Origin of the sequence: Streptococcus oralis, assembly GCF_001578705.1 — a bacterium.
GTDB lineage: Bacteria > Bacillota > Bacilli > Lactobacillales > Streptococcaceae > Streptococcus > Streptococcus oralis_J.
In genome coordinates, this window is the sequence record NZ_KQ969037.1 from 568,677 (window position 1) to 593,369 (window position 24,693).

General features: G+C 41.2%; 25 protein-coding genes, 2 tRNA genes and 1 pseudogene. 1 reads left to right on the top strand and 27 read right to left on the bottom strand.

What is annotated here, in order from left to right; translation table 11 throughout:
* Positions 1-25 precede the first annotated feature (25 nt).
* The 22 genes and pseudogenes from sufU to parE form a co-directional block, all read right to left on the bottom strand.
* Positions 26-466 (bottom strand): Fe-S cluster assembly sulfur transfer protein SufU, encoded by a 441-nt coding sequence (sufU, locus tag SORDD05_RS02765; protein ID WP_061416988.1) that lies wholly within the window; start codon positions 464-466, stop codon positions 26-28.
* On the bottom strand, positions 453-1,679 hold the full coding sequence (locus SORDD05_RS02770; protein ID WP_061416989.1) for a cysteine desulfurase: 1,227 nt from the start codon (positions 1,677-1,679) through the stop codon (positions 453-455). The genes sufU and SORDD05_RS02770 overlap by 14 nt, the downstream gene beginning before the upstream one ends.
* A gap of 10 nt (positions 1,680-1,689) precedes the next feature.
* The gene (sufD, locus tag SORDD05_RS02775) at positions 1,690-2,952 is read right to left on the bottom strand and encodes a Fe-S cluster assembly protein SufD (RefSeq protein WP_061416990.1); all 1,263 of its coding nucleotides are present in this window, start codon (positions 2,950-2,952) and stop codon (positions 1,690-1,692) included.
* A 27-nt stretch (positions 2,953-2,979) separates the two neighbouring features.
* Entirely contained in the window at positions 2,980-3,750 is a 771-nt protein-coding gene (gene sufC / locus SORDD05_RS02780) for a Fe-S cluster assembly ATPase SufC (protein WP_061416991.1), read from the bottom strand.
* A 150-nt stretch (positions 3,751-3,900) separates the two neighbouring features.
* Positions 3,901-4,095: a DUF3272 family protein gene (locus SORDD05_RS02785; RefSeq protein ID WP_061416992.1), complete on the bottom strand. Its 195-nt coding sequence runs from the start codon at positions 4,093-4,095 to the stop codon at positions 3,901-3,903.
* A gap of 27 nt (positions 4,096-4,122) precedes the next feature.
* Positions 4,123-5,781 carry a DNA polymerase III subunit gamma/tau gene (gene dnaX / locus SORDD05_RS02790; RefSeq protein ID WP_061416993.1) on the bottom strand — a complete coding sequence of 553 codons (1,659 nt, stop codon included), beginning with the start codon at positions 5,779-5,781 and terminating at the stop codon, positions 4,123-4,125.
* Positions 5,781-6,278: a GAF domain-containing protein gene (locus SORDD05_RS02795; protein WP_061416994.1), complete on the bottom strand. Its 498-nt coding sequence runs from the start codon at positions 6,276-6,278 to the stop codon at positions 5,781-5,783. Before SORDD05_RS02795 ends, dnaX begins: the two co-directional genes overlap by 1 nt.
* An 82-nt stretch (positions 6,279-6,360) precedes the next feature.
* Positions 6,361-7,563 (bottom strand): 30S ribosomal protein S1, encoded by a 1,203-nt coding sequence (gene rpsA, locus SORDD05_RS02800; RefSeq protein WP_001001617.1) that lies wholly within the window; start codon positions 7,561-7,563, stop codon positions 6,361-6,363.
* Positions 7,564-7,726: 163 nt separating this feature from the next.
* A tRNA-Gln gene (locus SORDD05_RS02805) sits at positions 7,727-7,798 on the bottom strand.
* A 9-nt stretch (positions 7,799-7,807) separates the two neighbouring features.
* A tRNA-Tyr gene (locus SORDD05_RS02810) sits at positions 7,808-7,888 on the bottom strand.
* A 49-nt stretch (positions 7,889-7,937) separates the two neighbouring features.
* Positions 7,938-8,168 (bottom strand): DUF2969 domain-containing protein, encoded by a 231-nt coding sequence (locus SORDD05_RS02815; protein WP_000037107.1) that lies wholly within the window; start codon positions 8,166-8,168, stop codon positions 7,938-7,940.
* Between the two features lie 112 nt (positions 8,169-8,280).
* The gene (locus tag SORDD05_RS02820; protein ID WP_320410136.1) at positions 8,281-9,318 is read right to left on the bottom strand and encodes a branched-chain amino acid aminotransferase; all 1,038 of its coding nucleotides are present in this window, start codon (positions 9,316-9,318) and stop codon (positions 8,281-8,283) included.
* A 115-nt stretch (positions 9,319-9,433) separates the two neighbouring features.
* Complete coding sequence (gene parC / locus SORDD05_RS02825) at positions 9,434-11,914, bottom strand: DNA topoisomerase IV subunit A (protein ID WP_081102447.1); 2,481 nt, start codon at positions 11,912-11,914, stop codon at positions 9,434-9,436.
* A 52-nt stretch (positions 11,915-11,966) separates the two neighbouring features.
* Entirely contained in the window at positions 11,967-12,701 is a 735-nt protein-coding gene (locus SORDD05_RS02830; RefSeq protein ID WP_061416996.1) for a CPBP family intramembrane glutamic endopeptidase, read from the bottom strand.
* On the bottom strand, positions 12,682-13,515 hold the full coding sequence (locus SORDD05_RS02835; RefSeq protein WP_061416997.1) for an aminoglycoside 6-adenylyltransferase: 834 nt from the start codon (positions 13,513-13,515) through the stop codon (positions 12,682-12,684). Before SORDD05_RS02835 ends, SORDD05_RS02830 begins: the two co-directional genes overlap by 20 nt.
* Before the next feature lie 16 nt (positions 13,516-13,531).
* A pseudogene (locus tag SORDD05_RS10365) lies at positions 13,532-13,645 on the bottom strand (N-acetyltransferase); the annotation flags it as partial.
* A 17-nt stretch (positions 13,646-13,662) separates the two neighbouring features.
* Positions 13,663-13,965, bottom strand: a complete 303-nt coding sequence (locus SORDD05_RS02840) for a hypothetical protein (protein WP_061416998.1) — start codon at positions 13,963-13,965, stop codon at positions 13,663-13,665.
* A gap of 1 nt (position 13,966) precedes the next feature.
* A complete protein-coding gene (locus SORDD05_RS02845; RefSeq protein WP_061416999.1) occupies positions 13,967-14,512 on the bottom strand; it encodes a hypothetical protein in 546 nt (181 codons plus the stop codon).
* A 62-nt stretch (positions 14,513-14,574) separates the two neighbouring features.
* Positions 14,575-15,324, bottom strand: a complete 750-nt coding sequence (locus SORDD05_RS10115; RefSeq protein WP_061417000.1) for a DUF6261 family protein — start codon at positions 15,322-15,324, stop codon at positions 14,575-14,577.
* Between the two features lie 192 nt (positions 15,325-15,516).
* Positions 15,517-16,371, bottom strand: a complete 855-nt coding sequence (locus SORDD05_RS02855; RefSeq protein ID WP_196757192.1) for a hypothetical protein — start codon at positions 16,369-16,371, stop codon at positions 15,517-15,519.
* The gene (locus SORDD05_RS02860; protein ID WP_061417002.1) at positions 16,332-16,820 is read right to left on the bottom strand and encodes a hypothetical protein; all 489 of its coding nucleotides are present in this window, start codon (positions 16,818-16,820) and stop codon (positions 16,332-16,334) included. The genes SORDD05_RS02855 and SORDD05_RS02860 overlap by 40 nt, the downstream gene beginning before the upstream one ends.
* Before the next feature lie 12 nt (positions 16,821-16,832).
* Complete coding sequence (gene parE / locus SORDD05_RS02865) at positions 16,833-18,782, bottom strand: DNA topoisomerase IV subunit B (protein ID WP_061417003.1); 1,950 nt, start codon at positions 18,780-18,782, stop codon at positions 16,833-16,835.
* Positions 18,783-18,916: 134 nt separating this feature from the next.
* Here parE and plsY point away from each other — a divergent pair, with 134 nt between their 5' ends.
* On the top strand, positions 18,917-19,558 hold the full coding sequence (plsY, locus tag SORDD05_RS02870; RefSeq protein WP_061417004.1) for a glycerol-3-phosphate 1-O-acyltransferase PlsY: 642 nt from the start codon (positions 18,917-18,919) through the stop codon (positions 19,556-19,558).
* Between the two features lie 46 nt (positions 19,559-19,604).
* Here the strand turns inward: plsY and SORDD05_RS02875 are convergent, their stop codons facing one another.
* The 5 genes from SORDD05_RS02875 to SORDD05_RS02895 all read right to left on the bottom strand — a co-directional run.
* Positions 19,605-20,561: an ABC transporter permease gene (locus tag SORDD05_RS02875; RefSeq protein WP_009730274.1), complete on the bottom strand. Its 957-nt coding sequence runs from the start codon at positions 20,559-20,561 to the stop codon at positions 19,605-19,607.
* Positions 20,562-20,563: 2 nt separating this feature from the next.
* Positions 20,564-21,622, bottom strand: coding sequence for an ABC transporter permease (locus tag SORDD05_RS02880; RefSeq protein WP_061417005.1), 1,059 nt, complete (start codon positions 21,620-21,622; stop codon positions 20,564-20,566).
* On the bottom strand, positions 21,615-23,150 hold the full coding sequence (locus SORDD05_RS02885; RefSeq protein WP_061417006.1) for an ABC transporter ATP-binding protein: 1,536 nt from the start codon (positions 23,148-23,150) through the stop codon (positions 21,615-21,617). The genes SORDD05_RS02880 and SORDD05_RS02885 overlap by 8 nt, the downstream gene beginning before the upstream one ends.
* Before the next feature lie 136 nt (positions 23,151-23,286).
* A complete protein-coding gene (locus SORDD05_RS02890; RefSeq protein ID WP_061417007.1) occupies positions 23,287-24,342 on the bottom strand; it encodes a BMP family lipoprotein in 1,056 nt (351 codons plus the stop codon).
* 90 nt (positions 24,343-24,432) lie between these two features.
* On the bottom strand, positions 24,433-24,693 hold a 261-nt coding region (locus SORDD05_RS02895), incomplete at its 5' end, for a cytidine deaminase (RefSeq protein ID WP_061417008.1).

The following is a 24,693-nucleotide window of genomic DNA, read 5'->3' on the forward strand; positions in this document are numbered from 1 at the left end:
CTTTCATTATATATTTCTATGTTTCTTATTTATCTTCTTGATTTTCAATTGTCTTCTTAAGAGCGTTCCAAGCTAGGGTTGCACACTTGATTCGTTGAGGGAATTTGGCAACACCTGACAAGAAAGCAGCGTCTCCAAGACTATCTTGTCTGTCATCTTTTTGCCCCTGCACCATTTTTGAAAAAATGGTCGCAAGTTCTAAAATTTCTTGCTTGGTTTTTCCTAAAACGGCATCTGTCATCATACTAGCAGAGGCAGTTGAAATCGTGCATCCTGAATTTAGAAAAGCAATATCTTCCAAACGGTCCTCTGTGTCAAACTTGACAGAGAGGTTGATGACATCCCCACAGGTTGGATTATTGAGGCTGATTTGCTCAGCATCTTCCAGCTTCCCTTGGTGATGTGGATTTTTCGAATGGTCTGCCACCACTGCCATATAAAGGCTATCTAGTTTAGAAAGTGCCATTGAAAAACTCCTTTGTCTTTTGTAAAGCATCGACTAGTTTGTCACAATCCGCCTTAGTATTGTAGATATAAAAACTTGCACGAGCTGTTGCTGGGACTTCCAAATATTGGAGCAAAGGTTGGGCGCAATGATGACCAGCGCGAACAGCCACTCCTTCATAATCCAGTGCTGTAGCTAGGTCATGGGGATGAAGATCACCTAGGTTAAAGGCAATAACACCTGAACGTTGAGCCAAATCCTGCGAACCATAAATAGTCAAACCTTCAATGGCCTGCAATTTTGGAAAGACGTATGCAATCAGTTCTTGTTCATGAGCTTCAATGGCATCCATACCAATCTTTTCTAGATAATCCACTGCAGCTGCAAGTCCAATAGCTCCTGCCATATTGGGTGTCCCAGCCTCAAATTTCCAAGGCAATTCCTTCCAACTAGCAGATTGCTCATAGACGAAATCAATCATCTCACCACCAAATTCAACTGGTGACATTTGCTCAAGATACTTTTCTTTGCCATAAAGCACACCGATACCAGTCGGACCAGCCATCTTGTGACCCGAAAAGGCAAAGAAGTCCACATCCAAGTCCTGTACATCAATCTTCATATGAGGTGTAGATTGAGCACCATCCACCACCATGATAGCTCCAACATGGTGGGCTAATTGAGTGATTTCTTTGATAGGATTGACCACACCAAGAACATTTGAGGCGTGAGCTAGAGAGACAAACTTGACTTTATCAGTCAATTTAGCTCGCAAGTCATCCATATCCAGAGCTCCGTCCTTGAGATAAACATAGACAAGCTCTGCTCCAGTCTTGCGGCAGGCCTCCTGCCAAGGAATGATATTGGAATGGTGTTCCATGACAGAAATCAAGACCTGGTCTCCCTCAGTCAGGATTTCCTCAGCGAAGCGTGCCACCCAGTTAAGGCTGATTGTCGTTCCTCTGGTAAAGAGAACTTCCTTTGTAGAGCCTGCATTGATAAACTTACGAATGGTTTCACGAGCAGCTTCATAAGAAGCTGTTGCTCGCTCAGCCAAGGTATGAACACCACGGTGAACATTGGCATTGTCCTGCTCATAGTAGCGGTTGATTGTTTCCAGAACTGCTAGTGGTTTCTGTGTCGTCGCAGCATTGTCCAGATAGACCAGAGGTTCATCGTTGACAATCTGGTCTAAAATTGGAAAATCCTTGCGAATCGCTTCTACATCTAACATAGCCTTCCCCTTAGCGTTTTGACAATTTTTCTTCGATCGTTGCAATCATTTCATCACGAACTTCTTGGACTGGAATCTCAACGATAACAGATCCAAGGAAACCACGAACAACCAAACGCTCCGCAGTCGCCTTATCCAAGCCACGGCTCATGAGGTAGTACATATCTTCTGGATCCACCTGCCCGATAGAAGCCGCGTGACCTGCAGTTACGTCATTTTCATCAATCAAAAGAATTGGGTTGGCATCTGAACGTGCTTGGTCTGAAAGCATGAGAACACGGCTCTCTTGTTGCGCATCTGCTCCCTTAGCACCCTTGATAATGTGTCCAATACCATTGAAGGTCAAGGTCGCTTTTTCAAGGATAACCCCATGTTGGAGGATATTTCCGATTGAGTTGCAACCGTAGTTAGTCACTCGAGTATCAATCCCTTGAACCTGACGGCCACTTGAAAGAGCTACGACTTTAAGGTCAGCATGGCTACCATTTCCAATCAAGTCGCTATCAAAGTCCGCAACGACATTTCCTTCATTCATGACACCAATCGCCCAGTCAATGCTTGCATCGTTGCCTAGTTTACCACGACGGCTAATATAGGCAGTGACATTTTCACCTAAACGGTCAATAGCTGCAAATTTCACTTGCGCACCAGAACGAGCAATCACTTCAACTGTAATATTGGCAGTTGCTTTTGCACTACCTCCACCTCGTGACTCTAGACGTTCAAGATAGCTTATTTTAGAGTTTTTACCAGCAATGATAAGGATATGCTTGTTAAATGGGACATCGCTATCGCTATCTTGGTAGAAAATACCTTCAATTGGTTCTGTAATCTCAACATTATCTGGAATATAGAGAACAGCACCACTGTTAAAGTAAGCTGTATGGTAGGCTGCCAACTTGTCATCGTCATACTTAACAGATGACATGAAGAATTCCTCGATAAGTTCGGGAATTTCTTCTAAAGCTGAGTGGAAGTCTGTAAAGATTACTCCTTGTTCAGCCAATTCAACTGGAGTTTGTTCAAAAACAGTCTGCGTTCCAACTTGCACCAACTTCAAGTGATTATCTAGAGCTGTGAAGTCTGGAACATTTGCTGAAGGTTCACTTTCTGTGATGGTTCCATCTCCCAGATTCCAACGGTGAAATTTGACACGCTCAATAACTGGTAATTCTAAACTCTCAATCTTATCAAAGGCTTTTTGACGGAGGTCAGCCAACCAGCTTGGTTCAGCGTGCATTTCTGAAAAAAGTTTAATATTCTCTTTAGTCATTTACTTCTCCTAAAAGATACGAGGGAATTACAATTCTTCCTTGTAGTCGTAGCCAAGTTCTTCAGCTAGTTTTGCGTATCCTTCACGTTCCAAACGGGCAGCCAATTCTGGACCACCAGAAAGGACCACACGACCTTCCATCATCACGTGTACAACGTCTGGTGTGATGTAGTTCAAAAGACGTTGGTAGTGAGTGATGATCATAGCACCAAATCCTTCGCCACGCATAGCATTGACACCTTTCGATACAACTTTAAGGGCGTCAATATCAAGACCTGAGTCAATCTCATCCAAAAGGGCAAAAGTTGGTTCCAACATCAAGAGTTGAAGGATTTCATTACGCTTTTTCTCACCACCAGAGAAACCTTCGTTGAGGTAACGCTCTGCCATTTCTTCTTTCATGTTGAGCAATTCCATTTTCTCGTCTAGTTTAGTGATGAACTCACGAACTGAAATCTTTTCATCATCTTCTTTACCAGCATTCATAGCTGCACGAAGAAATTCTGCGTTGGTAATTCCAGGGATTTCAGATGGGTATTGCATGGCAAGGAAAAGTCCCATACGCGCACGCTCGTCCACTTCCAACTCAAGGATATTTACGCCGTCAAACAAGACCTCCCCTTTTGTAACTTCATAGTTAGGGTTCCCCATGATAGCGGCAGAAAGAGTTGATTTACCAGTACCATTTGGTCCCATGATAGCTGCGATTTCTCCTGTTTTCAGAGTCAGATTGACTCCTTTTAAAATTTCTTTTCCTTCAATCTCAACGTGAAGATTTTTGATCTCTAATACTGACATAATAGTTCCTTTCTTTTTCAAACATTTTGCTCAATACTTTAGGAAATTGCTTACAATCCCTAAAAAATAGGACAAAAGGTCAATAAATATACTCTACTAGTATAACAAAAAAAAGCCTAAAAGGCTTTGATTTTGTCTAGAAGCTGGGGGCTAATTCTTGCGGTTTAAGTGTTGATCAATAGCGTCTACGATTTTTCCCATCACGTAACTTAACCTAAAATTTCGAAAGAGTAGAATGGCCCAAAAAGCTGCCATAACATAGCGACCAGTCATCAAAGATTCATTGAAAAAATAAGTCTCAGCAGCCGTGAATAACGCTATTATAATAAATTGTTGTCTATTCATAAGATTATTGTATCATGAAATCCACTTTTAGTCTTCTTCAACCATGACTTTATCAGCTAGAAATTCGAATCCTTCTGGAATCAAGCTCTCTTCTTCCACCTCTTGGTCAGCTTGAGGAGACTTGTTTTTAGCTGAAAATGCTGCTCGAACCTCTTTCCATTCCTCTAGGGAAATTGCCAAAATCTCAGGTGAAAATCCAGCTGCCTGGCTGAGAATATTGCCAAACATGGTATTGAGGTTGTCCCTTTTCATGGTTTGACCAGCATTGAAATTAGACTCAAAGGCTAAAATAGCATGGTGTTCATTGGCCGCAACTGGTTGAGAACCTACGAGAAGGGCCTTATCCGGACCAGCTAAGCTTTCGATCACTTCTCCCCATGCATTCTGGAGGCGAATCAAGTTTTGTCGTGCCAAATCAGGATTTTCGACAGCTTCTTGCAGGATAGATTGAACTTTATTACGATCTACTCGATAGACTGTCTTGGAAGTGGCTGGACGACTAGGAACTGGCGCAACTTGTTTAGGAGCTGTGCCCACATTGGCAAGTTCTTGTTTGAGACGGGCGACTTCCTGTCTCAGTGCAGAAATTTCACTTTCAACAGCTCCTGAAAGCGCAGATTCAGGCTTGATTTCAGCTAAACGTATGGTCATCATCTCAGCGTAAATCTTGGGTAGCAAGCTAGCCTTCATATCTGCCAAGCTTACTGTTGCTAGACGAATCATTTCAAAGAGACTTTCCTGGGAAAGAGCTAGATTGTCCATAAAAACTGAACTATGATGAGTATTTTCGCCACCTGTCTGAACAACCAGTAGATCACGCAAATACTGCAAGAGATCCGTCACAAAACGAGTCATGCTCTTGCCATTTTCAAACAAAAGATTCAAAGAATCAAGCGCTTTTGGAACATCCTGTTGGGACAAGGCAGCTACATAATCATCTAAAGCTGATAAACTAATAGTGCCTGTAATCTCCTCAGAGATGGCAGTCGTGAGCTCATTCCCTTGCGTCAAACTCAAGGCTTGATCCAAAATAGACAAGGCATCCCTCATCCCACCTTCAGCACGTCTAGCGATAATTTCCACAGCCTCTGGTTCAGAACTGATATTCTCTTTTTGCAAAATTGTTTGGATATGCTCTTTAATATCTTGCGTTCTAATCGATTTAAACTCAAAACGTTGAACACGTGATAAAATGGTTGCTGGAATCTTGTGCAATTCAGTTGTCGCCAAGATAAAGACAACATTTTGAGTTGGCTCTTCTAGGGTTTTCAAAAGCGCATTAAAGGCTCCTGTAGACAGCATATGAACCTCGTCTATGATATAGACCTTATAACGAGCCAAGCTAGGAGCATAGGTGGATTTATCACGAATTTCACGGATTTCATCGACTCCATTATTCGAAGCTGCATCCATTTCGATAACATCTTCTAAACTACCTTCTGTCACAGCTTGGCAGATATAGCAGTTATTACATGGTTCTCCGTCCACTTGGTTCGGACAGTTCATGGCCTTGGCAAAAATCTTGGCTACACTGGTCTTACCAGTTCCACGAGGGCCTGAAAAAAGATAAGCATGACTAATCTTTTCCTGCTCGACCGCTTGTTTTAGGGTTTTAGCCACAACCTCTTGTCCGACCAATTGTGAAAAAGTTTGACTTCTATATTTTCGATAAAGTGCTTGATACATTAGGCTTTCTCCTCAAACATCGTAAAGTCCCATTCTGTCTTCTCAAGCAAAATAGCGACAAATTGTTCCAAGTAATCACGGTCAATGGCATTGTAATCATCAATAAGTGAAGAATCCAGGTCTAAGACACCCTGCAATTGACCATTCTTGAGCATGGGAACCACGATTTCACTCTTGGCCATACTATCACAAGAAATGTAGTTTGGATAGGTACTCACATCGCCAACTAAAACAGTCTCTTGAAACTCAGCAGCTTCTCCACACACGCCTTTCCCAAGTGGAATGCGAATACAAGAAACACCACCCTGAAAAGGCCCTAAAACCAACTCGCTACCATCAAACAGATAAAACCCTGCAAATACAGTATTCGGAAAGCGAGATTTTAGGAGGGCACTAGCATTCGAAAGATTGGCAAGAACATTGGTCTCACCTTCTAGTAAATAAGAGAGTTCCTCATTTAACAATTGATATTGTGATTGTTTTTCTGAATCTAACATAGAACTATTATATCAAAAATGGGAAAGAGACAAAAGAAAAATCCCTTGTTTTAAACAAAGGATTTTGTGATTATCAATTTGATTAAAGTTCGATATCACCGAACAAGTCAGCCATTGAGAATCCTGTTTGTGTTTCTGGAAGTTCGAAATCACGTTTTTCTTGACGTTTTGGACGACGTGGACGAGCAGCACGTTTTTCTTCTTTTTGTCCTTCTTCTTGAGCTGGACGTTCTTCAAGAGCTTTGATAGAAAGTGATACGCGTTCTGCATCAGCATTAACATCAAGGACTTTAACAGTAACTTCTTGACCAACAGTAAGAGCTTCTTTTGGATTTTCGATACGTTTGTGTGAAATTTGAGATACGTGAACAAGTCCATCGATACCTGGCAATACTTCAACAAATGCACCGAAGTCAGTCAAACGTTTAACTGTTCCTTCTACTACATCACCTTTAGCCAATTTTTGCTCAACGCCATCCCATGGTCCAGGTGTTGTTGCTTTAAGTGAAAGTGATACGCGTCCTTCTTCTTCGTTAAGATCAAGGATTTTCACTTCGATTTCTTCACCAACAGTTACAACTGATTTAGGTGATACGTTACGTTCGTGTGACAATTCAGTCAAGTGAACCAATCCGTCAACACCACCAAGGTCGATGAAAGCACCAAAGCTAGTGATACGAGCAACTTTACCAGTTACGACATCACCAACAGCCAATTTACCGAATACTTCAGCACGAGCTGCTGCAGTAGCTGCTTCAACAACTTCACGACGTGAAAGGATGAAGCGGTTTTCTTTTGGATCAACCTCTTTGATTTTAGCATCAAATTCTTGACCTACAAAACGCTCAGTGTTACGTACGAAACGAGTATCCAACATTGAAGCTGGGATGAATCCACGAACACCTTCAAATTCTACTGAAAGTCCACCTTTAACGGCACGAGTTCCTTTAACAGTAACAACTTCTTCTTCGCGTCCTACAAGTTTATCCCATGCTTTGCGAGCTTCAAGGCGTTTTTTAGATACAAGGTATGTAACTGTATCAGTATCTTTACCAACTACTTGACGAAGTACAAGAACATCCAATACTTCTCCTACTTTCACAAAGTCATTGATATCTGCATCGCGATCGTTTGTCAATTCGCGAAGAGTCAAGACACCTTCAACACCAGTTCCAGAGATTGCAACGTTAGCTTGAGTCGCATCAACTGTCAATACTTCAGCACTAACAACATCACCAGGCTCAACTTGGCTAACGCTATTTAGCAAATCTTCAAATTCATTCATCTAAAAAATCCTCCAACAATCAAGTCTTTTCCAAAACTTGACATACTTATAATTTTTTTCCTAAGCACCCGCAAGAACATGTTCGTATTGTTCACGTCTTCCAATATAAAAATAAAATACCCTAAGATATTTTTCTTTTTATCTTGAATTTATTACCTAAGAACTGGGGTAGCTGGATTCGAACCAACGCATGAGGGAGTCAAAGTCCCTTGCCTTACCGCTTGGCTATACCCCAATGATGAGATGGAGAGAGAGGGATTCGAACCCCCGAACCCGAAGGAGCGGATTTACAGTCCGCCGCGTTTAGCCTCTTCGCTATCTCTCCAATGCTTAACGAAAACTATTATATCATGAAATTTTCAAAAAAACAAGCATTATTTTGTTAAATTATAGTTTTCAATCAAAATTTCCACAGCTTTTTCAAGTTTTTTATAAAAACTATCGACATTTCCATTCTTTATGATGGCAAATTGACTATCTAATTCGGCAATTTCACCAATGACCTTTTTCCCGATTGTCAAAACGTAACCTTCATAACTGTCTTTTCCAACAGTCACTTTTGCATCTGTTAATTGGATTTCAATTTTCTTATCTTTTTTACTCATACTGTACCTCTTTTCACTTTTTCTATTGTACAAGAAAATGCTCAAACTAGCAAGAAAAAACTCCACTTCAGCGATTACAACTGCTACGGAGTTCTTCTTTACTTCATGTCTTTTAGTCCACTTTGACAATCCATCCCTCTGGTGCTTCCACATCACCAAATTGGATACCCGTCAATTCATCATAGAGTTTACGTGTAACAGGTCCTACTTCTGTTTCACTATAGAAAACATGGAAATCATCGCCGTGTTGGATGCCACCAATTGGAGAAATAACCGCTGCTGTACCACAGGCACCTGCCTCTACAAAACGATCCAAATTGTCGATTGGGACATCACCTTCAATCGGTGTTAAGCCCAAGCGGTGTTCTGCCAAGTAAAGCAAAGAGTACTTGGTAATAGATGGCAAGATGGATGGACTCAATGGCGTAACAAATTCATTGTCGGCCGTGATTCCAAAGAAGTTGGCTGATCCGACTTCCTCAATCTTTGTATGTGTAGATGGGTCTAGGTAGATAACATCTGAGAAATGGCGTGATTTGGCCATTTTACCTGGGAGGAGGCTAGCAGCATAGTTTCCACCTACCTTGGCCGCACCCGTACCATTTGGAGCTGCACGGTCGTATTCATCCTGAATCAAGAAATTCGTTGGAACCAATCCACCTTTAAAATAGTTACCAACTGGCATAGCAAAAATGGTGAAAATATACTCTTCTGCTGGTTTTACCCCAATGATATCTCCAACACCAATCAAAAGTGGACGAAGATAAAGGGTTCCACCTGTTCCATATGGTGGGACGTATTCTTCATTTGCACGCACAACTGCTTTACAAGCTTCTACAAACATTTCTGTCGGAACTTGTGGCATCAAAAGACGGTCGCAAGTACGTTGCAAACGCTTGGCATTTTCGTCAGGACGGAACAATTGAACACTGCCGTCCTTCGTACGATAGGCTTTCAGACCTTCAAATGCTTGCTGTCCATAGTGGAGACTTGGAGAAGACTCTGAAATATGCAAGGTTGCATCCTCTGTCAATTCTCCTTGATCCCATTGACCATTTTTGTAATGAGCGATATAACGGTAAGGTAGTTTCATATAAGCAAAACCAAGATTTTCCCAATCAATTGCAACTGTCATGTGTTTCTCCTTTATACTATTCAAACTATGTGTTCTATTCTACACTTTTCTAGTAAAATTTCAAGTATTATTTGTAATTTTCTGAAAATTTTTTCAACATAAAGAAATCAGCCCCTTGGACTGATTCTTTTTAAGGATTTGCTTTATCCTCTTTAAAGACTTCTTTGAGGTAAGCATCAAAAACTTCTTCATCTGAAATGGTGTCAGAAATAAAACTTCCATTGCTAGTACGTTCTGACAAGTTGAGGTCTTGCAATCGACTCTCATAGATTGTTCCTTTATTGGATTGGACCAGCAGCGTTTGGTCGTTTTCTTCTACTTCTGTACTAAAAAGATCACCAACGAAACCTTGCTCTGAAACTGCTCCTGCTAAAAAGACACGATGCGGTTTGTTTTTCAACTCACGCAAGACTTGTAGGCCTCGTTTGGCACGGCTAGTCGCTGGAATTTCCTCACAAGAAATACGTTTCAAGCTTCCACGTTGGGTCAAGAGGTAGAAGGATGAGGTGTTACAGATAAAGGCAGCCTGAAGTGCATCATCTGCTTTCAGATTCATAGCCTTGACACCCGCAGCCTTGGCACCAACAACCGGAACCTCTTCGATATTGAAACGAAGGGCGTAACCGTTTTGACTAATCAAGAGAACATCATCCAGTTTAATCGGAGCCACTGCTACAATTTGGTCTGTCTCGTCTTTGAGTTTAGCGTACTTAACAGACTTAGACTTGTAGGTCCGCCATGGAGAGAATTCTTTGCGTTCTACACGCTTGATTTGGCCGAGACGAGTGGCAGCAAAGTAGGTTGTCGCATCATCAAACTGATCCACGACTTCGACATAGAGAACTTCTTCATTGGTTTCAAAGTTTGTAATCGTTTGGCTCAAGTGCTCTCCGATGTCCTTCCAGCGAATATCTGCTAACTCATGGATTGGTCGATAAATGACATTCCCAAGAGTCGTGAACATCAAGAGATGTTGCGTTGTCTTGGCAGATTGAACAAAAATCAAACGGTCATCGTCACGTTTGCCAATTTCTTCCAGCGTAGAAGCTGCGAAGGAACGAGGGCTAGTCCGTTTGATGTAGCCTGCCTTGGTCACGCTGACATAGGTATCTTCCTCGGAGATAAGACTGGCTGTATCAATCTCGATGACTTTTGCTGTATCTTCTAAAGTACTCAAACGAGGAGTCGCAAATTTCTTCTTAACCTCACGAAGCTCTTTCTTCATGAGATTGTACATAGTCCGCTCATCACCGATGATAGCAGCAAGCATAGCAATCTTTTCACGAAGCTCTTCTTCTTCTTCTTGCAAGACAACCACGTCTGTATTGGTCAAACGATAAAGTTGCAATGTAACGATAGCTTCAGCCTGCTCTTCTGTAAAATCATAGCTAACCTTAAGATTTTCCTTAGCGTCAGCCTTGTTCTCAGAAGCACGGATAAGGGCAATGACTTCGTCCAAAATCGAAATCACGCGAATCAAACCTTCGACGATGTGAAGACGTTTCTCAGCTTTTTCCTTGTCAAAGCGGGAACGAGCCAAAATTACTTCACGACGGTGGGCGATGTAGCTAGACAAGATTGGAACAATCCCGACCTGACGAGGCGTGAAATTATCAATCGCCACCATGTTAAAGTTGTAATTGATTTGCAAGTCAGTGTATTTGAAGAGATAGTTAAGAACCAGCTCGGTATTCGCGTCTTTCTTGAGTTCGATAGCAATGCGAAGACCATCACGGTCAGACTCGTCACGAATTTCAGCAATCCCAGCCACCTTGTTATTGACACGAACATCATCGATTTTCTTGACCAGATTGGCCTTATTAATTTCATAAGGAATCTCAGTGATAACGATTTGCTCCTTACCACCTTTTAACTTTTCAATCTCAGTTTTAGAGCGAACGACCACGCGCCCTTTCCCAGTTTCATAGGCCTTCTTGATTTCGTCACGCCCTTGTATGATTCCTCCCGTCGGGAAATCTGGTCCAGGCAAGAATTCCATGAGTTTGTCCACCTTGGCAGTTGGATGGTCAATCATGTAAACTGTCGCATCGATAACCTCAGCCAAATTATGAGGTGGAATGTCTGTGGCATAACCAGCCGAAATCCCAGTCGAACCATTGACCAAGAGGTTTGGAAATGCTGCTGGCAGGACAGTCGGCTCTTTCTCAGTATCGTCAAAGTTCCAAGCAAAGGGAACTGTCTTTTTCTCGATATCCTGAAGAAGGTAGCCTGCAATCTCAGACAAACGAGCCTCGGTATAACGCATCGCCGCAGGCGGATCTCCGTCCATAGAACCGTTGTTCCCGTGCATTTCGACCAAAATCTCACGATTTTTCCAGTCCTGAGACATACGGACCATAGCATCATAGATGGAACTGTCACCGTGTGGGTGGAAATTCCCCATGATGTTCCCAACTGACTTGGCAGACTTACGGTAGCTCTTGTCAAAAGTATTGCCATCCTTATTCATCGAATAAAGAATGCGACGCTGAACCGGCTTCAAGCCATCTCGAATGTCTGGCAAAGCTCGGTCTTGAATGATGTACTTGGAGTAGCGACCAAAGCGCTCTCCCATGATGTCCTCAAGGGACATGTTTTGAATGTTAGACATAATAATTCTCTTTTTAGTGTTTTATTGTAAAGTAAATCTATATTGTATAAATTTAACTGTTTCTTTGTAGGTAGTGAGAAAAGAAGAGCAATCCTACTAATCCTAGAATGAATAAAAGATTAATTTTAATAACAAATAAGCTAAGTAGGGTATTAATTAGGCCGTGAAAAATGGCGCAATAAAGGATCGACTTAGTCTTTTTGAAAACAGCTGCTAGAACAATACTGAGATAAATTGCAAATAGACTGAATAATATAAAAGGCATCCTACTTTGGGAACTTCCAATCACAAACCATAAAGGTACATGCCATATTGCCCAAATACAACCTGTTATCAAACCGGAAATCCAAAAGGAGAATCTAGTTTCCAAAGTTGGTTGCAAGATGCCTCGCCATCCCAATTCTTCTTCGCCACCATAAACACAGACTGCACTCAAAAAAACAACAAACAAATTTCCTAGTGGAAAAGCCGGATTAAGCTCCTTAGATGAGAAAGCAATGACACCTGTCTGCACGAAAATTAGTAAAAGAAATAACAAAATATATTTCTTTGAGTCCCCTAAGATAAAAGAGACTATGCTTTTAATGGATTTTTGAGGCAAACAAGAAATGGCTGCAATGGTTGGACCGAAACCTCCTAGTAAATGGAGAAAAACTCCTAGTGGACTTGCTAGACTTAAGAGGCTCATTTGCGTCAGAAAAGCGAGCAATCCCCAACCAAATCCCCAAGAAATGAGAAAACTAATCAGTAAAAATTTTGTTGTCTTATTATTTTGTAAATGTTTCATTTGTTTCGAGTCTCTCCTCAGCATACTTGATCATCCTCTCTGCGGTTACTTTGTCATAGTGGAAGCCGGTTTTAAGAGAGAAGGCCTGCGCTTCTCTGTGGAAAAGGTCCATCGTAGCAAACAAAGACTGAGTGATTTTCTCTTTACTTGAAAAATCAAGCAGATTCGAGAATTCCTTCTCCTTCTCTGCAGGTAAATACTGGAAAAGATACTTGTAGTTCTTGCCGATATCGACTGTTCCATTATCACTTGCAACCTGCCAAGCTAAGATCTTCAAGAGTTCTTGTTGACAAATGCCGTAGAGATGGTCCGTCGCATAGATGAGTTGCTTACGACGAATACCCTTAACCACATAGGCTGATACCCACCAAAATTCATTGCAGGCTTTGTCAAACTCTATTGCACTAGCTGGGCTCGTCCAAAAGCGTTGAGGACTCGGTAGATAAGGTTCAAACAAACCCTTAGGATCTTCTAAAACGGTGAACCCTGCTTCACTATCCACCCACTCTTGAATATACTCCGTAGGACAGAGGATCAAATCAATCCGATTTCCATCTTCAAATAGCATCAGATAAAGTCGACGGTTGCCTAGGACATTATGCTGCTCAATGGTACGAGTGCCAAACTGGTCTAACCAAGAAAGGTCACTCGTCAGATTATCTAAGTCGTCCACGACATAGACCACGTCGTAATCCTGAAACTCATCTTTTGGTGCTTTTGGATTTGTCCGTGAACCAGACATGGCGACAGCCTCGACTTGGAGATTTTTTGCGATTTGTAAAATTAGATTCAACATTTCGGATTCTGTTCTCATGGAAATACCTGCCTTTTTAGTGGAGATTCTTGATTCTGTAGAGGATATGTCTATAAAGGGGACTGTCTGCTGGAACTTTTTCATTATCAAATTCTTTGACAAATTTCATGCCTAGTTTTTTCATGACTTTGACAGCCATCTTTGTTTTTATTTTTTCTTTTTAAAAAGCTCATTAATAATAAGTAAAACTACTAACAGAACAGCTAATACATTTGTTTGACGTCCAATTGGCTTGAACCACCAGCTTTGATTGCTTGCAAAATTAACTCCTACAATAACAATCATGAGCAATATGGCCCAACCTGAAATTTTTGGCATAATATTATCCTTGTCTTCCTCCACTTGATTAGTTTCACTAGATTTTACATTTTTTAAATAATCTTCAACATTAAATTTATTTATCTTCTCCTCACTATTTTTAGTGATCTTAATATCTATATCATGCTTCATCTCATACACTTCCCATCATCTTTTTATTGATTTTTTCAATCAGATCGTATTCTTCATTGTCATTCTCTAAGGTTCTACTTATTGCCTTTGCTTTCTCATACGTTTCACGAATAAATTCTGGTTGTTTTGAAGCATTGTAATAAACCTTCAAAAATTTCAACGATGATAGCATAGAAGCATTGTATTCCCAATGGTTCTTCAACAGACATCTGATAAAAACTCTGATGATTTCCTGTTCTTGATACAAGAGACTTGTTTCATGATGTTCAAAATACTTTAACGAAATATAATCACAATAGTAAATCATGATATTAGATATCCAATCAAAAGTGTTTTCTTGAACTTTCTGAGTTGGTTCATAGCGTAGAGCTGTCCTTAACACCTGAACTTCTTTAAGCGTAATTTCTTTAGCAGAAGCTGCATCAAAAAGCTTTGAGCGCCAGCCTGAAATGCCATCTAAAGAACTTCTATAATTGGTATATAAGGTAAAGATTGATACAATTGCACCTAACAGAGCCGCAAATAATCCAATCACTAATTCATTCATCTTTATATCCTATATTCACTTTCTAAGATTTATTTTGACTCGCATAAATTAACCAGAACAACCTACTTGGCTTCTTCTGGTTGTGTTGGGGTAATTTTTTTGATTGGCTTGCGTTTTTTATAGCGACTACGGATAGCGTTGAGATGGTCACGGAGATCGGCATACTGCTTTTTATCTGGATAAGCATAAGCGTTGATTGCAGTAAAATCCACAAGGAAGTCATAGATTTCCTGCAGTTTCACACGAAATTCCTTGTTTTGACTAGGTGCCTTGCCTTTTTGCTCAGCCAAGCGCTTCTTATAGGCTTTTTCAAACTGAGCCTGCGCCTTTGTCAAGGTTTCTACATGAGTTGTCAAATGCAGGGTTGCAAGGGCAGTTTGGTAGTCAGTATCTTTTAGCTCCTTTAGCAAATGGTTAATAGCTTCTGTCTCTTTTTCGTAGCTCATACTCGTTAGCCCAGCATAATTCTTGAAAAGTTTGCTGAGTTTGTCGTAAGCTTCCTTGCTACCTGCTTCTTTGACACGAGAGAAGGCCTTGACCAAACCAGTCAAGGTAGAAAGCGCATCATCACGCTCACGATCAGACGTTTCCAGACTAGCCACCGTTTGACTGGCCTTGGAACGGTGCAAACCAGCTTGCAAAGTCTCAAGAAGTTTCTCCATATCCCCAAGCTTCGTTGCGTAAACCTGCTCAGACTTATTGGCTTTTGTAAAAGCCTCCAACTCGTCCTTGCTCTCAGACATGAGCTGGAAAAATTCGTTGTTTTCCAAATTGCGCACAGTTAAACTAGTGATTCCATATTCTTTTTTCATAAAACTCCTCTTTCAATGATGTGTTTTTAAGTTTTTGCTCTAAAATAATTCAGAACATATCTAAATATTCGTATTTTACTCCAATAACTCAAAACACACATGTGTGATTTGGGTTATTTCCCTCCAGACAAGATATTCTTCAGGTGGGATTTCTTGTTTTGGGGGTGAAATACTAGGATATATAAAAAGTTTTTAATCTAAAGGTTCAATAAAGTAATGCTTCATCTTGGATAGACTACTATAATCAATAAACTTATTCAAATCATAATCCAGACCTTTTTTAATTGAATTTTCTATTAATTCAATAATTTTATCATCTTCATCGGATAACGATTGAGCTCTGCTCGGAATTAAATTTCTTGTATTAGCCTGACCTGAAGTCGTAAATTCAAATACAGTATAAATTTTATTACCTTTAAAAGTTCCTTCAATAACTAGAAGACTTTTCCCTTCATAGAAAAAGTCATTCACCAATTGTGCTGGTCCGCCAACACAATCAAGAGTATAGAATTTTTTGAAACCCTCTACATCTGTATTAGAAAGTTTACTCCCAACTTTAATATCCCCTATTTCGGCTTTGTTCGTCACAATCCATTTATATGAGGTTCCATCGGAAAACAGATCTTCAAAAATAGCTTTACTTTGTAGATAGTGCTCTCTGAAATTTAAACGTTCAAAGCATGCTTTCATAGTCTGATAATTATATTTTTGATACAAGGTAACATATTTATCTCCTAAGATTTTTAGAATGCCCTTTTCAGAAAATTCATCTATAATCTTTATGTCATCTTCAATAAATCCAATCCATGTTAAAGCTCGGTCAATTTCGCCTTCAAGTCTCTCTTTCCATAACTTATTGACATACCAAAATTTGACATCCTTCAATACTAAATCTTTATACTGAGATTTCAATTCATAACAGTTAACAGAACGACCTTCTAACTCGACAGCTTCAAAATACCAATCAAAATCTGAAATATCCGGACTCTGCACTTGTTTAATCACCTCTAAAAGTTCCTGATGTTGCTTGCTACTTTGTTCTGACAAACTAGCGATTTCACCCCTAGTATCTTCATGCAATTTTTATGTAGCGCAACATCAGATTTTGAGAGTGTTGAAAGATCAAGTATCGTATCAGACAAACATTTTTCAAATTCATCCATCAATTCAAAAAACAGATCAGGATTAAAGTCTTGGCTACTAATCATTGTTTTGAGGTGATTTTTAAATTCTTTATAATCTTTATATTTACTATTCAAGTTATACCGAATTTTTATAAGCTCTTCAGAAACTTGATTTTCCTTCCAGAATTTGGCTATACCCTCATAACTAGGATTTTCGCCATGTCTTTCCAATATATATTTTTCAAAATCGTTTACTGCATTTTGAATTTTTTGGGTTTCAAGTTTTTCATCTATTCCCAGCCCCTCTAAAAGCTTGTCCAAATCCATTCCAGTAAAATCAAAGAAAAAAGATATCAATTTTTGTTTATCCATACATTCTTCCCCCTAAAACACCATCTCCCCACTCTCCTCCAGCGTAAACTTGACATTATCCTCAATCCACTTACGGCGTGGTTCGACCTTGTCTCCCATGAGGACATTGACGCGGCGTTCAGCGCGTGCTAGGTCTTCGATGGTGACACGGATAAGGGTACGGGTTTCAGGATTCATAGTCGTCTCCCAGAGTTGGTCCGCATTCATCTCACCAAGACCCTTGTAGCGTTGGAGAGTAGCGCCTTTACCGAATTGTTTACGGAGTTCTTCTAGCTCTCCGTCCGTCCAAGCATAGGCCACTTCTTCTTTCTTGCCTTTCCCTTTTGACATCTTGTAAAGAGGCGGAAGGGCGATATAGACATGTCCTGCCTCAACTAGCGGACGCATATAACGGTAGAAGAATGTTAAGAGAAGAGTTTGAATATGGGCACCATCGGTATCCGCATCGGTCATGATAATGATCTTGTCATAGTTGGCATCTTCAATGGAGAAGTCTGCTCCCACACCCGCACCGATGGTATAAATCATGGTATTGATTTCTTCATTTTTGAGAATATCTGCCATCTTGGCCTTGGCTGTATTAATCACCTTACCTCGAAGGGGCAAGATAGCCTGGAACTTACGGTCACGGCCTTGTTTGGCAGAACCACCGGCAGAGTCCCCTTCGACTAGGTAGAGCTCGTTCTTTGCTGGATTCTTAGACTGGGCTGGAGTCAATTTTCCAGACAACAAGCCCTTGTCTTTTTTATTTTTCTTACCATTTCGGCTCTCATCACGCGCCTTACGTGCCGCTTCACGCGCATCACGCGCCTTGATAGCCTTGCGAATGAGATTGGAAGCCAATTCACCATTTTCCATAAGGAAGAAGGTCAACTTATCAGCCACAATCCCATCGACGATTGGACGAGCTAGTGGGCTTCCCAGCTTATCCTTTGTCTGACCCTCAAACTGGAGGTGTTCTTCCGGAACTAGGATAGAAAGAACAGCTGCTAGTCCTTCACGATAGTCTGAACCCTCAAGGTTCTTATCTTTTTCCTTGAGAAGTCCCGTCTTACGCGCATAATCGTTCATGACCTTAGTAATGGCAGACTTAAGACCTGTCTCATGCGTTCCACCATCTTTCGTACGAACGTTATTGACAAAGGATAGGATGTTATCTGAAAATCCATCATTGTACTGGAGGGCAACTTCCACTTGGAAACCATTGTCTTCGCCTTCAAAGTATAGGACTGGCGTCAAGGTTTCCTTGTCTTCGTTCAGATAGGAAACAAAGTCCTGAACTCCGTTCTCATAGTGGAACTCAATCGCTTCATCTGTTCGCTTGTCCGTCAATGACAAGGTGACATTTTTTAAGAGGAAGGCTGACTCATTGAGACGTTCTGAAATGGTATTGTACTTAAAGTCTGTCGTAGAAAAAATCGTCGCGTCAGGCATGAAAGTAACCTTGGTACCTGTCTTAGACTTGGGTGCTGTACCAATTTTCTTCAAGGTTGTAACAGGTTTTCCACCATTTTCAAAACGTTGCTTGTAGACTGTACCGTCACGAGTAATTTCAACTTCTAGCCAACTAGAAAGGGCATTAACGACTGAAGATCCCACCCCGTGGAGACCACCAGATGTCTTATAACCCCCTTGACCGAATTTCCCTCCAGCGTGGAGAATGGTAAAGATAACCTCAACAGTTGGAATTCCCATGGCGTGCATCCCAGTCGGCATTCCTCGACCATGGTCTTGAACGGTTAAACTTCCGTCTTTATTGATGGTCACATCAATGCGGTCACCAAATCCAGACAAGGCTTCATCGACTGCATTGTCCACAATTTCCCAGACTAGGTGATGGAGACCCGCACCGTCAGTCGATCCGATATACATCCCCGGACGTTTACGGACTGCATCCAACCCTTCTAGCACCTGAATGGCATCATCATTGTAGTTGTTAATATTGATTTCCTTTTTTGACACAAGGAACCTCCTATTTGTTCATCTTTTCTATTTTACAGGTTTTCTAGGGATTTTGCAAAATTTTTCCCATTCAGCTGTCACAATTTCACAAGATATTCTCTGCTTTCCACACCATTTCATGGTATAATAGACACATGATGACATTTGTATTATTAATACTAGCTTATTTGCTAGGTTCGATTCCGTCTGGTCTATGGATTGGACAAATTTTCTTTCAAACAAATCTGCGTGAACACGGTTCTGGAAATACTGGTACGACCAATACTTTCCGTATTTTAGGTAAGAAAGCAGGTATGGCAACCTTTGTGATTGACTTCTTTAAAGGAGCCTTGGCAACTCTACTTCCTATTCTTTTCCACCAACAAGGTGTATCACCTCTTGCCTTTGGACTTTTGGCTGTGATTGGACATACCTTTCCTATCTTTGCAGGATTTAAAGGTGGCAAGGCTGTCGCAACAAGTGCTGGAGTTGTTTTTGGATTTGTGCCTGTCTTCTGTCTCTACCTAGCGATTGTATTTTTTGGAACCCTCTATCTGGGTAGCATGATTTCGCTATCTAGCGTTGTTGCTTCTATCGCGGCCGTTATCGGAGTTCTCCTATTTCCACTATTTGGTTTTATCCTAAACAGCTATGACCCTCTCTTCATTCTGATTATCCTAGCACTTGCTAGCTTGATTATCATTCGTCACAAGGATAATATCACACGCATCAAAAACAAAACTGAAAACCTCGTTCCTTGGGGACTGAACTTAACTCATCAAAATCCTAAAAAATAAAACGCCAGTTTGAACTGACGTTTTTTGTATGCTATTAATAAGCCTGTTATTTTGATTTGATATAGTTGATACCATCTGCCTTTGGTGCAACTGCTTTTCCAAAGAAGGCTGCCAAGACAAGGATGGTCAAGACATAAGGGGCGATTTGAAGGTAAACCGCTGGCACTCCTTGTAGGAAAGGCAATTGAGAACCGATAACTGCCAAACTTTGTGAAAGTCCAAAGAAGAGACTGGAAAGCATAGCACCGATTGGGTTCCATTTACCAAAGATCATTGCCGCAAGAGCAATAAATCCGGGCCCTACAATGGTTGTCACTGAGAAGTTGACTGAGATTGATTGGGCGTAGATAGCTCCACCAATTCCGCCAAGGAAACCTGAAATGATAACCCCAAGATACCTCATTTTGTAGACATTGATCCCCAAGGTATCCGCTGCTTGAGGGTGTTCACCAACAGAGCGAAGGCGAAGACCAAAACGTGTCTTAAAGAGAATAAACCATGCAAAGAATGAGAAGGCAATCGCGATATAACCTAGTAGACTGGTTGACTTGAAGAAGATATCTCCAATCACAGGGATATCAGCCAAAACTGGGAAATCAAAACGTCCAAAAGTCTGGCTTAAGTTATCCGTTTGCCCTTTGTTATAAAGAACTTTAACCAAGAAAACTGCTAAGGCAGGAGCCATCAAGTTCAATACTGTACCACTGACAACATGGTCCGCACGGAAATGAACTGTAGCGACTGCATGGATGAGGGAGAAAATAGCTCCCACGATACCAGCAACTAACAAGGAAATCCAAGGGGTCGCTGCTCCAAGTTGTTCTGCAAATTCAAGGTTAAAGACAACCCCAGAAAAGGCTCCCATAACCATAATTCCTTCAAGACCGACGTTAACGACACCACCACGTTCAGAGAAAACTCCTCCGATACTCGTAAAAATAAGTGGTGCTGAGTAAATCAGCATAGAAGAGACTAAGAGGGTGAGTAATGTTGTAATAGACATCCTTACTTACCTCCTTTAACTTGTTTTTTAGGTTTGACAAAGCGTTCGATAATATAGTGAACACTGACAAAGAAGATAATAGACGCTGTTACAATGCTGACAAGCTCAGACGGAACTTGTGCTGCGTTCATACCCGGCGCACCAACTTGCAGAACACCAAATAAGAAGGCAGCAAAGAGGATTCCAATTGGTGAATTCCCAGCAAGCAAACTAACCGCCATCCCGTTAAATCCGATAGCTAATGATGACCCCTGAACGTAAACGTTTTGGAAGGTTCCTAGACCTTCGACAGCTCCACCAAGACCAGCCAAGGCACCAGAAATAATCATTGATAGGATGATTGTACGTTTTGCTGAAATACCAGCGTACTCTGAGGCATGGGGATTGAGACCAACTGCACGAATTTCAAAACCGAGAGTCGTTTTCTTGAGCAAGAACCAAATCACACCAACAGCAATGATAGCAAAGAAGATACCGATATTCATCCGAGAATTGCCAGTCAACTCAGATAACCATGGTGTCTGGTAACTAGCATTGGCACTCACACGAATCGTTGAGTCTGTACTTTGCATAAAGTCTTTCGGGAAAGAATGAATAAAGGCGTTCCCTACATACAATACAATGTAGTTCATCATAATAGTTACGATAACCTCTGACGTACCGAGATAAGCTCTGAGAATACCTGGAATCGCACCAACAATTCCACCTGCGATCAGAGCAATCATCACAGTCGCTAAAATCAACATTGGACGTGGCATATCTGGATGCGACAAGGCAAACCAACCGCTGAGAATCCATCCGGCAAGCGCTTGACCAGGAAGTCCAACGTTGAAGAAACCTGCCCGACTAGCAACAGCAAAACCAAGACCAATCAAGACTAGAGGTCCCATGGCACGGAAAATTTCCCCAATCCCACGAAGGCTACCAAAAGCTGTATAAAACAGCTCCTCATACCCCCAGATAGCATCGTAGCCGAAGATCCACATGACAATGGCCCCGAGCAAGATTCCTAAGAATACGGAAATCAAGGGAACCGAAATTTGTTGTAATTTTTTAGACATCACTCTTCTCCTTTCCCAAGTTTCCACCTGCCATCAAGACACCAAGTTCTTGTTTGTTAGTCGTTTCTGGCGATACAATACCTTGAATCTTACCATCGTGAATAACAGCAATTCGGTCTGAGACATTTAAAATCTCATCCAATTCAAAGCTGACAACAAGGACAGCCTTCCCGTTATCACGTTCTTCAATCAAACGTTTGTGGATATATTCAATGGCACCGACATCCAAACCACGAGTTGGTTGGCTGACTATAAGGAGATCAGGATCACGATCAATTTCACGAGCGATAATCGCTTTTTGTTGATTTCCTCCTGAAAGAGCTGCTGCTGGAACAAATTCGCTTGCCGCACGGACGTCAAATTCTTCCATTAATTTCTTTGCATGTGAAGTGATATTGGCATAGTTCAAAATACCATTCTTACTGAGTGGTTCTTTGTAGTAGGTTTGAAGAGCGATATTTTCTGAAATCATCATCTCCAAAATCAAACCATCACGGTGACGGTCTTCAGGAACATGCCCTACACTGAGTTCCGTAATTTGTCGTGGGTGCATCCCCACGATTGATTTGCCTTTTAATTCAATACTACCAGACTCAACCTTACGAAGACCTGTAATGGCTTGAATGAGTTCAGATTGACCATTGCCATCAATACCTGCAATACCAACAATCTCACCAGCACGAACATCCAAAGAAAGATTCTTCACAGCTGGAACACCACGGTTTTCATTAACAACCAAGTCCTTGATAGACAAAACTACTTCTTTTGGTTGAGGTGCCTGTTTCTCCGTTTTAAAGGAGACAGAGCGCCCTACCATCATTTCTGCCAAATCAGCATTGGTAGCTCCAGCAATCTCAACCGTCTGGATTGATTTCCCACGACGGATAACCGTCACACGATTGGATACCGCACGAATTTCATCCAGTTTATGGGTAATCAAAATAATGGATTTTCCTTCTTTGACAAGGTTTTTCATGATAGCCATCAACTCGTCAATCTCTGAAGGAGTCAATACTGCCGTAGGTTCGTCAAAGATGAGGATATCAGCACCACGATAAAGTGTTTTCAAGATTTCTACACGTTGTTGGGCACCAACGGAAATATCCGCCACCTTAGCAGCAGGATCCACTGCCAAACCATAACGTTCAGAAAGAGCCTTGATTTCTCTAGTAGCTTCGGCTATATCTAGCATACCATTTTTAGTGATTTCACTCCCCAAAATGATATTCTCAGCTACTGTAAAAGCTTCGACCAACATAAAATGTTGGTGAACCATCCCAATTCCAAGACTAGCGGCTTTAGAAGGGGAGTCTAGTTTTACAAACTGACCATTCACTGCAATTTCACCACTAGTTGGCTCAAGAAGTCCTGCCAGCATATTCATCAGAGTGGATTTACCCGCTCCATTTTCTCCTAAAAGTGCATGGATTTCACCTTTTCGCAGTTGCAAATTGATCTTGTCGTTTGCTACAAATTCACCAAACACCTTGGTAATATCCCGCATCTCAATGACATTTTCGTGTGCCATATGCTCTTCCTTTCAGAGGTTTATTTTATTTCAATAAAACCTGCTAATCACATTAACAAGCTCTATTGAGACAAAAATTGCCTCAATTCTTAAAGAAGCGACCGATGGCCGCTTCCTAAGAAATGACTTTTATCCATTATTTTTCAGGAACTTTTACGCTTCCATCAAGGATTTTAGCTTTTGCTTCTTCGACAGCTTTTTTACCTTCTTCTGAAAGGTTTGTTACTGCCAAGTCAACCCCTTTATCTTTCAATGAGAAGACAATAACTTGTCCACCAGGGAATTCACCTTTTTCCGCTTTATTAGCAAGGTCTTTTACAGCTGTACCAACTTGTTTCAAAGTTGAAGCAAGAACAAAGTTTGATTCTTTACCATCTTTAGAAGTGTATTTACCTTCTTCTGCTTGGTCACGGTCTACACCGATAACCCAAACTTTTTCATTTTCAGGACGGCTTTCGTTCAATGATTTTGCTTCTGCAAAGACACCTGCACCTGTACCACCAGCTACTTGGTAAACAATATCTGCACCAGCGGCATATTGAGCAGCAGCGATTGTTTTACCTTTAGCTGCGTCACCAAACGAACCAGCGTAGTCTACTTGAACCTTGATAGATGAGTCTACTGAAGCAACACCTGCTTTGAAACCAGCTTCAAAACGTGAGATAACTTCAGATTCCATACCACCTACAAAACCGATTTGTTTTGTCTTAGTTGTTTTAGCCGCAGCAACACCTGCAAGATAACCCGCTTCGTTATCTGCAAAAGTAGCACTTGCAACGTTCTTTTGATCTTTGATAACGTCATCAATCAAGACATAGTTCAAGTCAGTGTGTTCTTTTGCTGCCTCTTCAACTGCATTTTTAAGGGCAAAACCAACACCGAAGATCAAGTTATAGTTTCCTGCTGCTTGGTTCAAGTGGTTAGCATAGTCTGCTTCACTTGTTGATTGGAAGTAAGTGTAACCTTTATCTTTAGAAAGGTTGTGTTCTTTCCCCCAAGCTTGCAAACCTTCCCAAGCTGATTGGTTGAATGATTTATCATCAACACCACCAGTATCAGTGACGATTGCTGCTTTTGTCTTCACATCTGATGAAGATGAAGCTGCGTTACGAGAAGAGCGGTTACCACATGCAGCAAGGCCAATTGCTGCTACTGCAACTAGACCAAGGCCTAGCCATTGTTTCTTGTTCATTACTGAACCTCCTAAATAAGATGCGCAACGATGTTGCAAGTATAGATCGTTTGGTCACGTAGACCACAGCCACTCGAAGAGTAGCTCAGACTAATTTAAGTCTGTAAATGAGTATGGAAGTAACTCCCCGACCGTCATCTCGACCGTCGATTTATCTTTAGCGACTAAGGTCACTTTTAGATCTTGTTCAAAAAACTCAACCATGACCTGACGACAAGCACCACATGGTGAGATGGGGTTTTCAGTTTGTCCGTAGACAATCAACTCTGAAAACTCCCGTTGTCCCTCCGAAACTGCTTTGAAAATAGCGGTACGCTCTCCACAATTAGTCAAGGGATAACTAGCATTCTC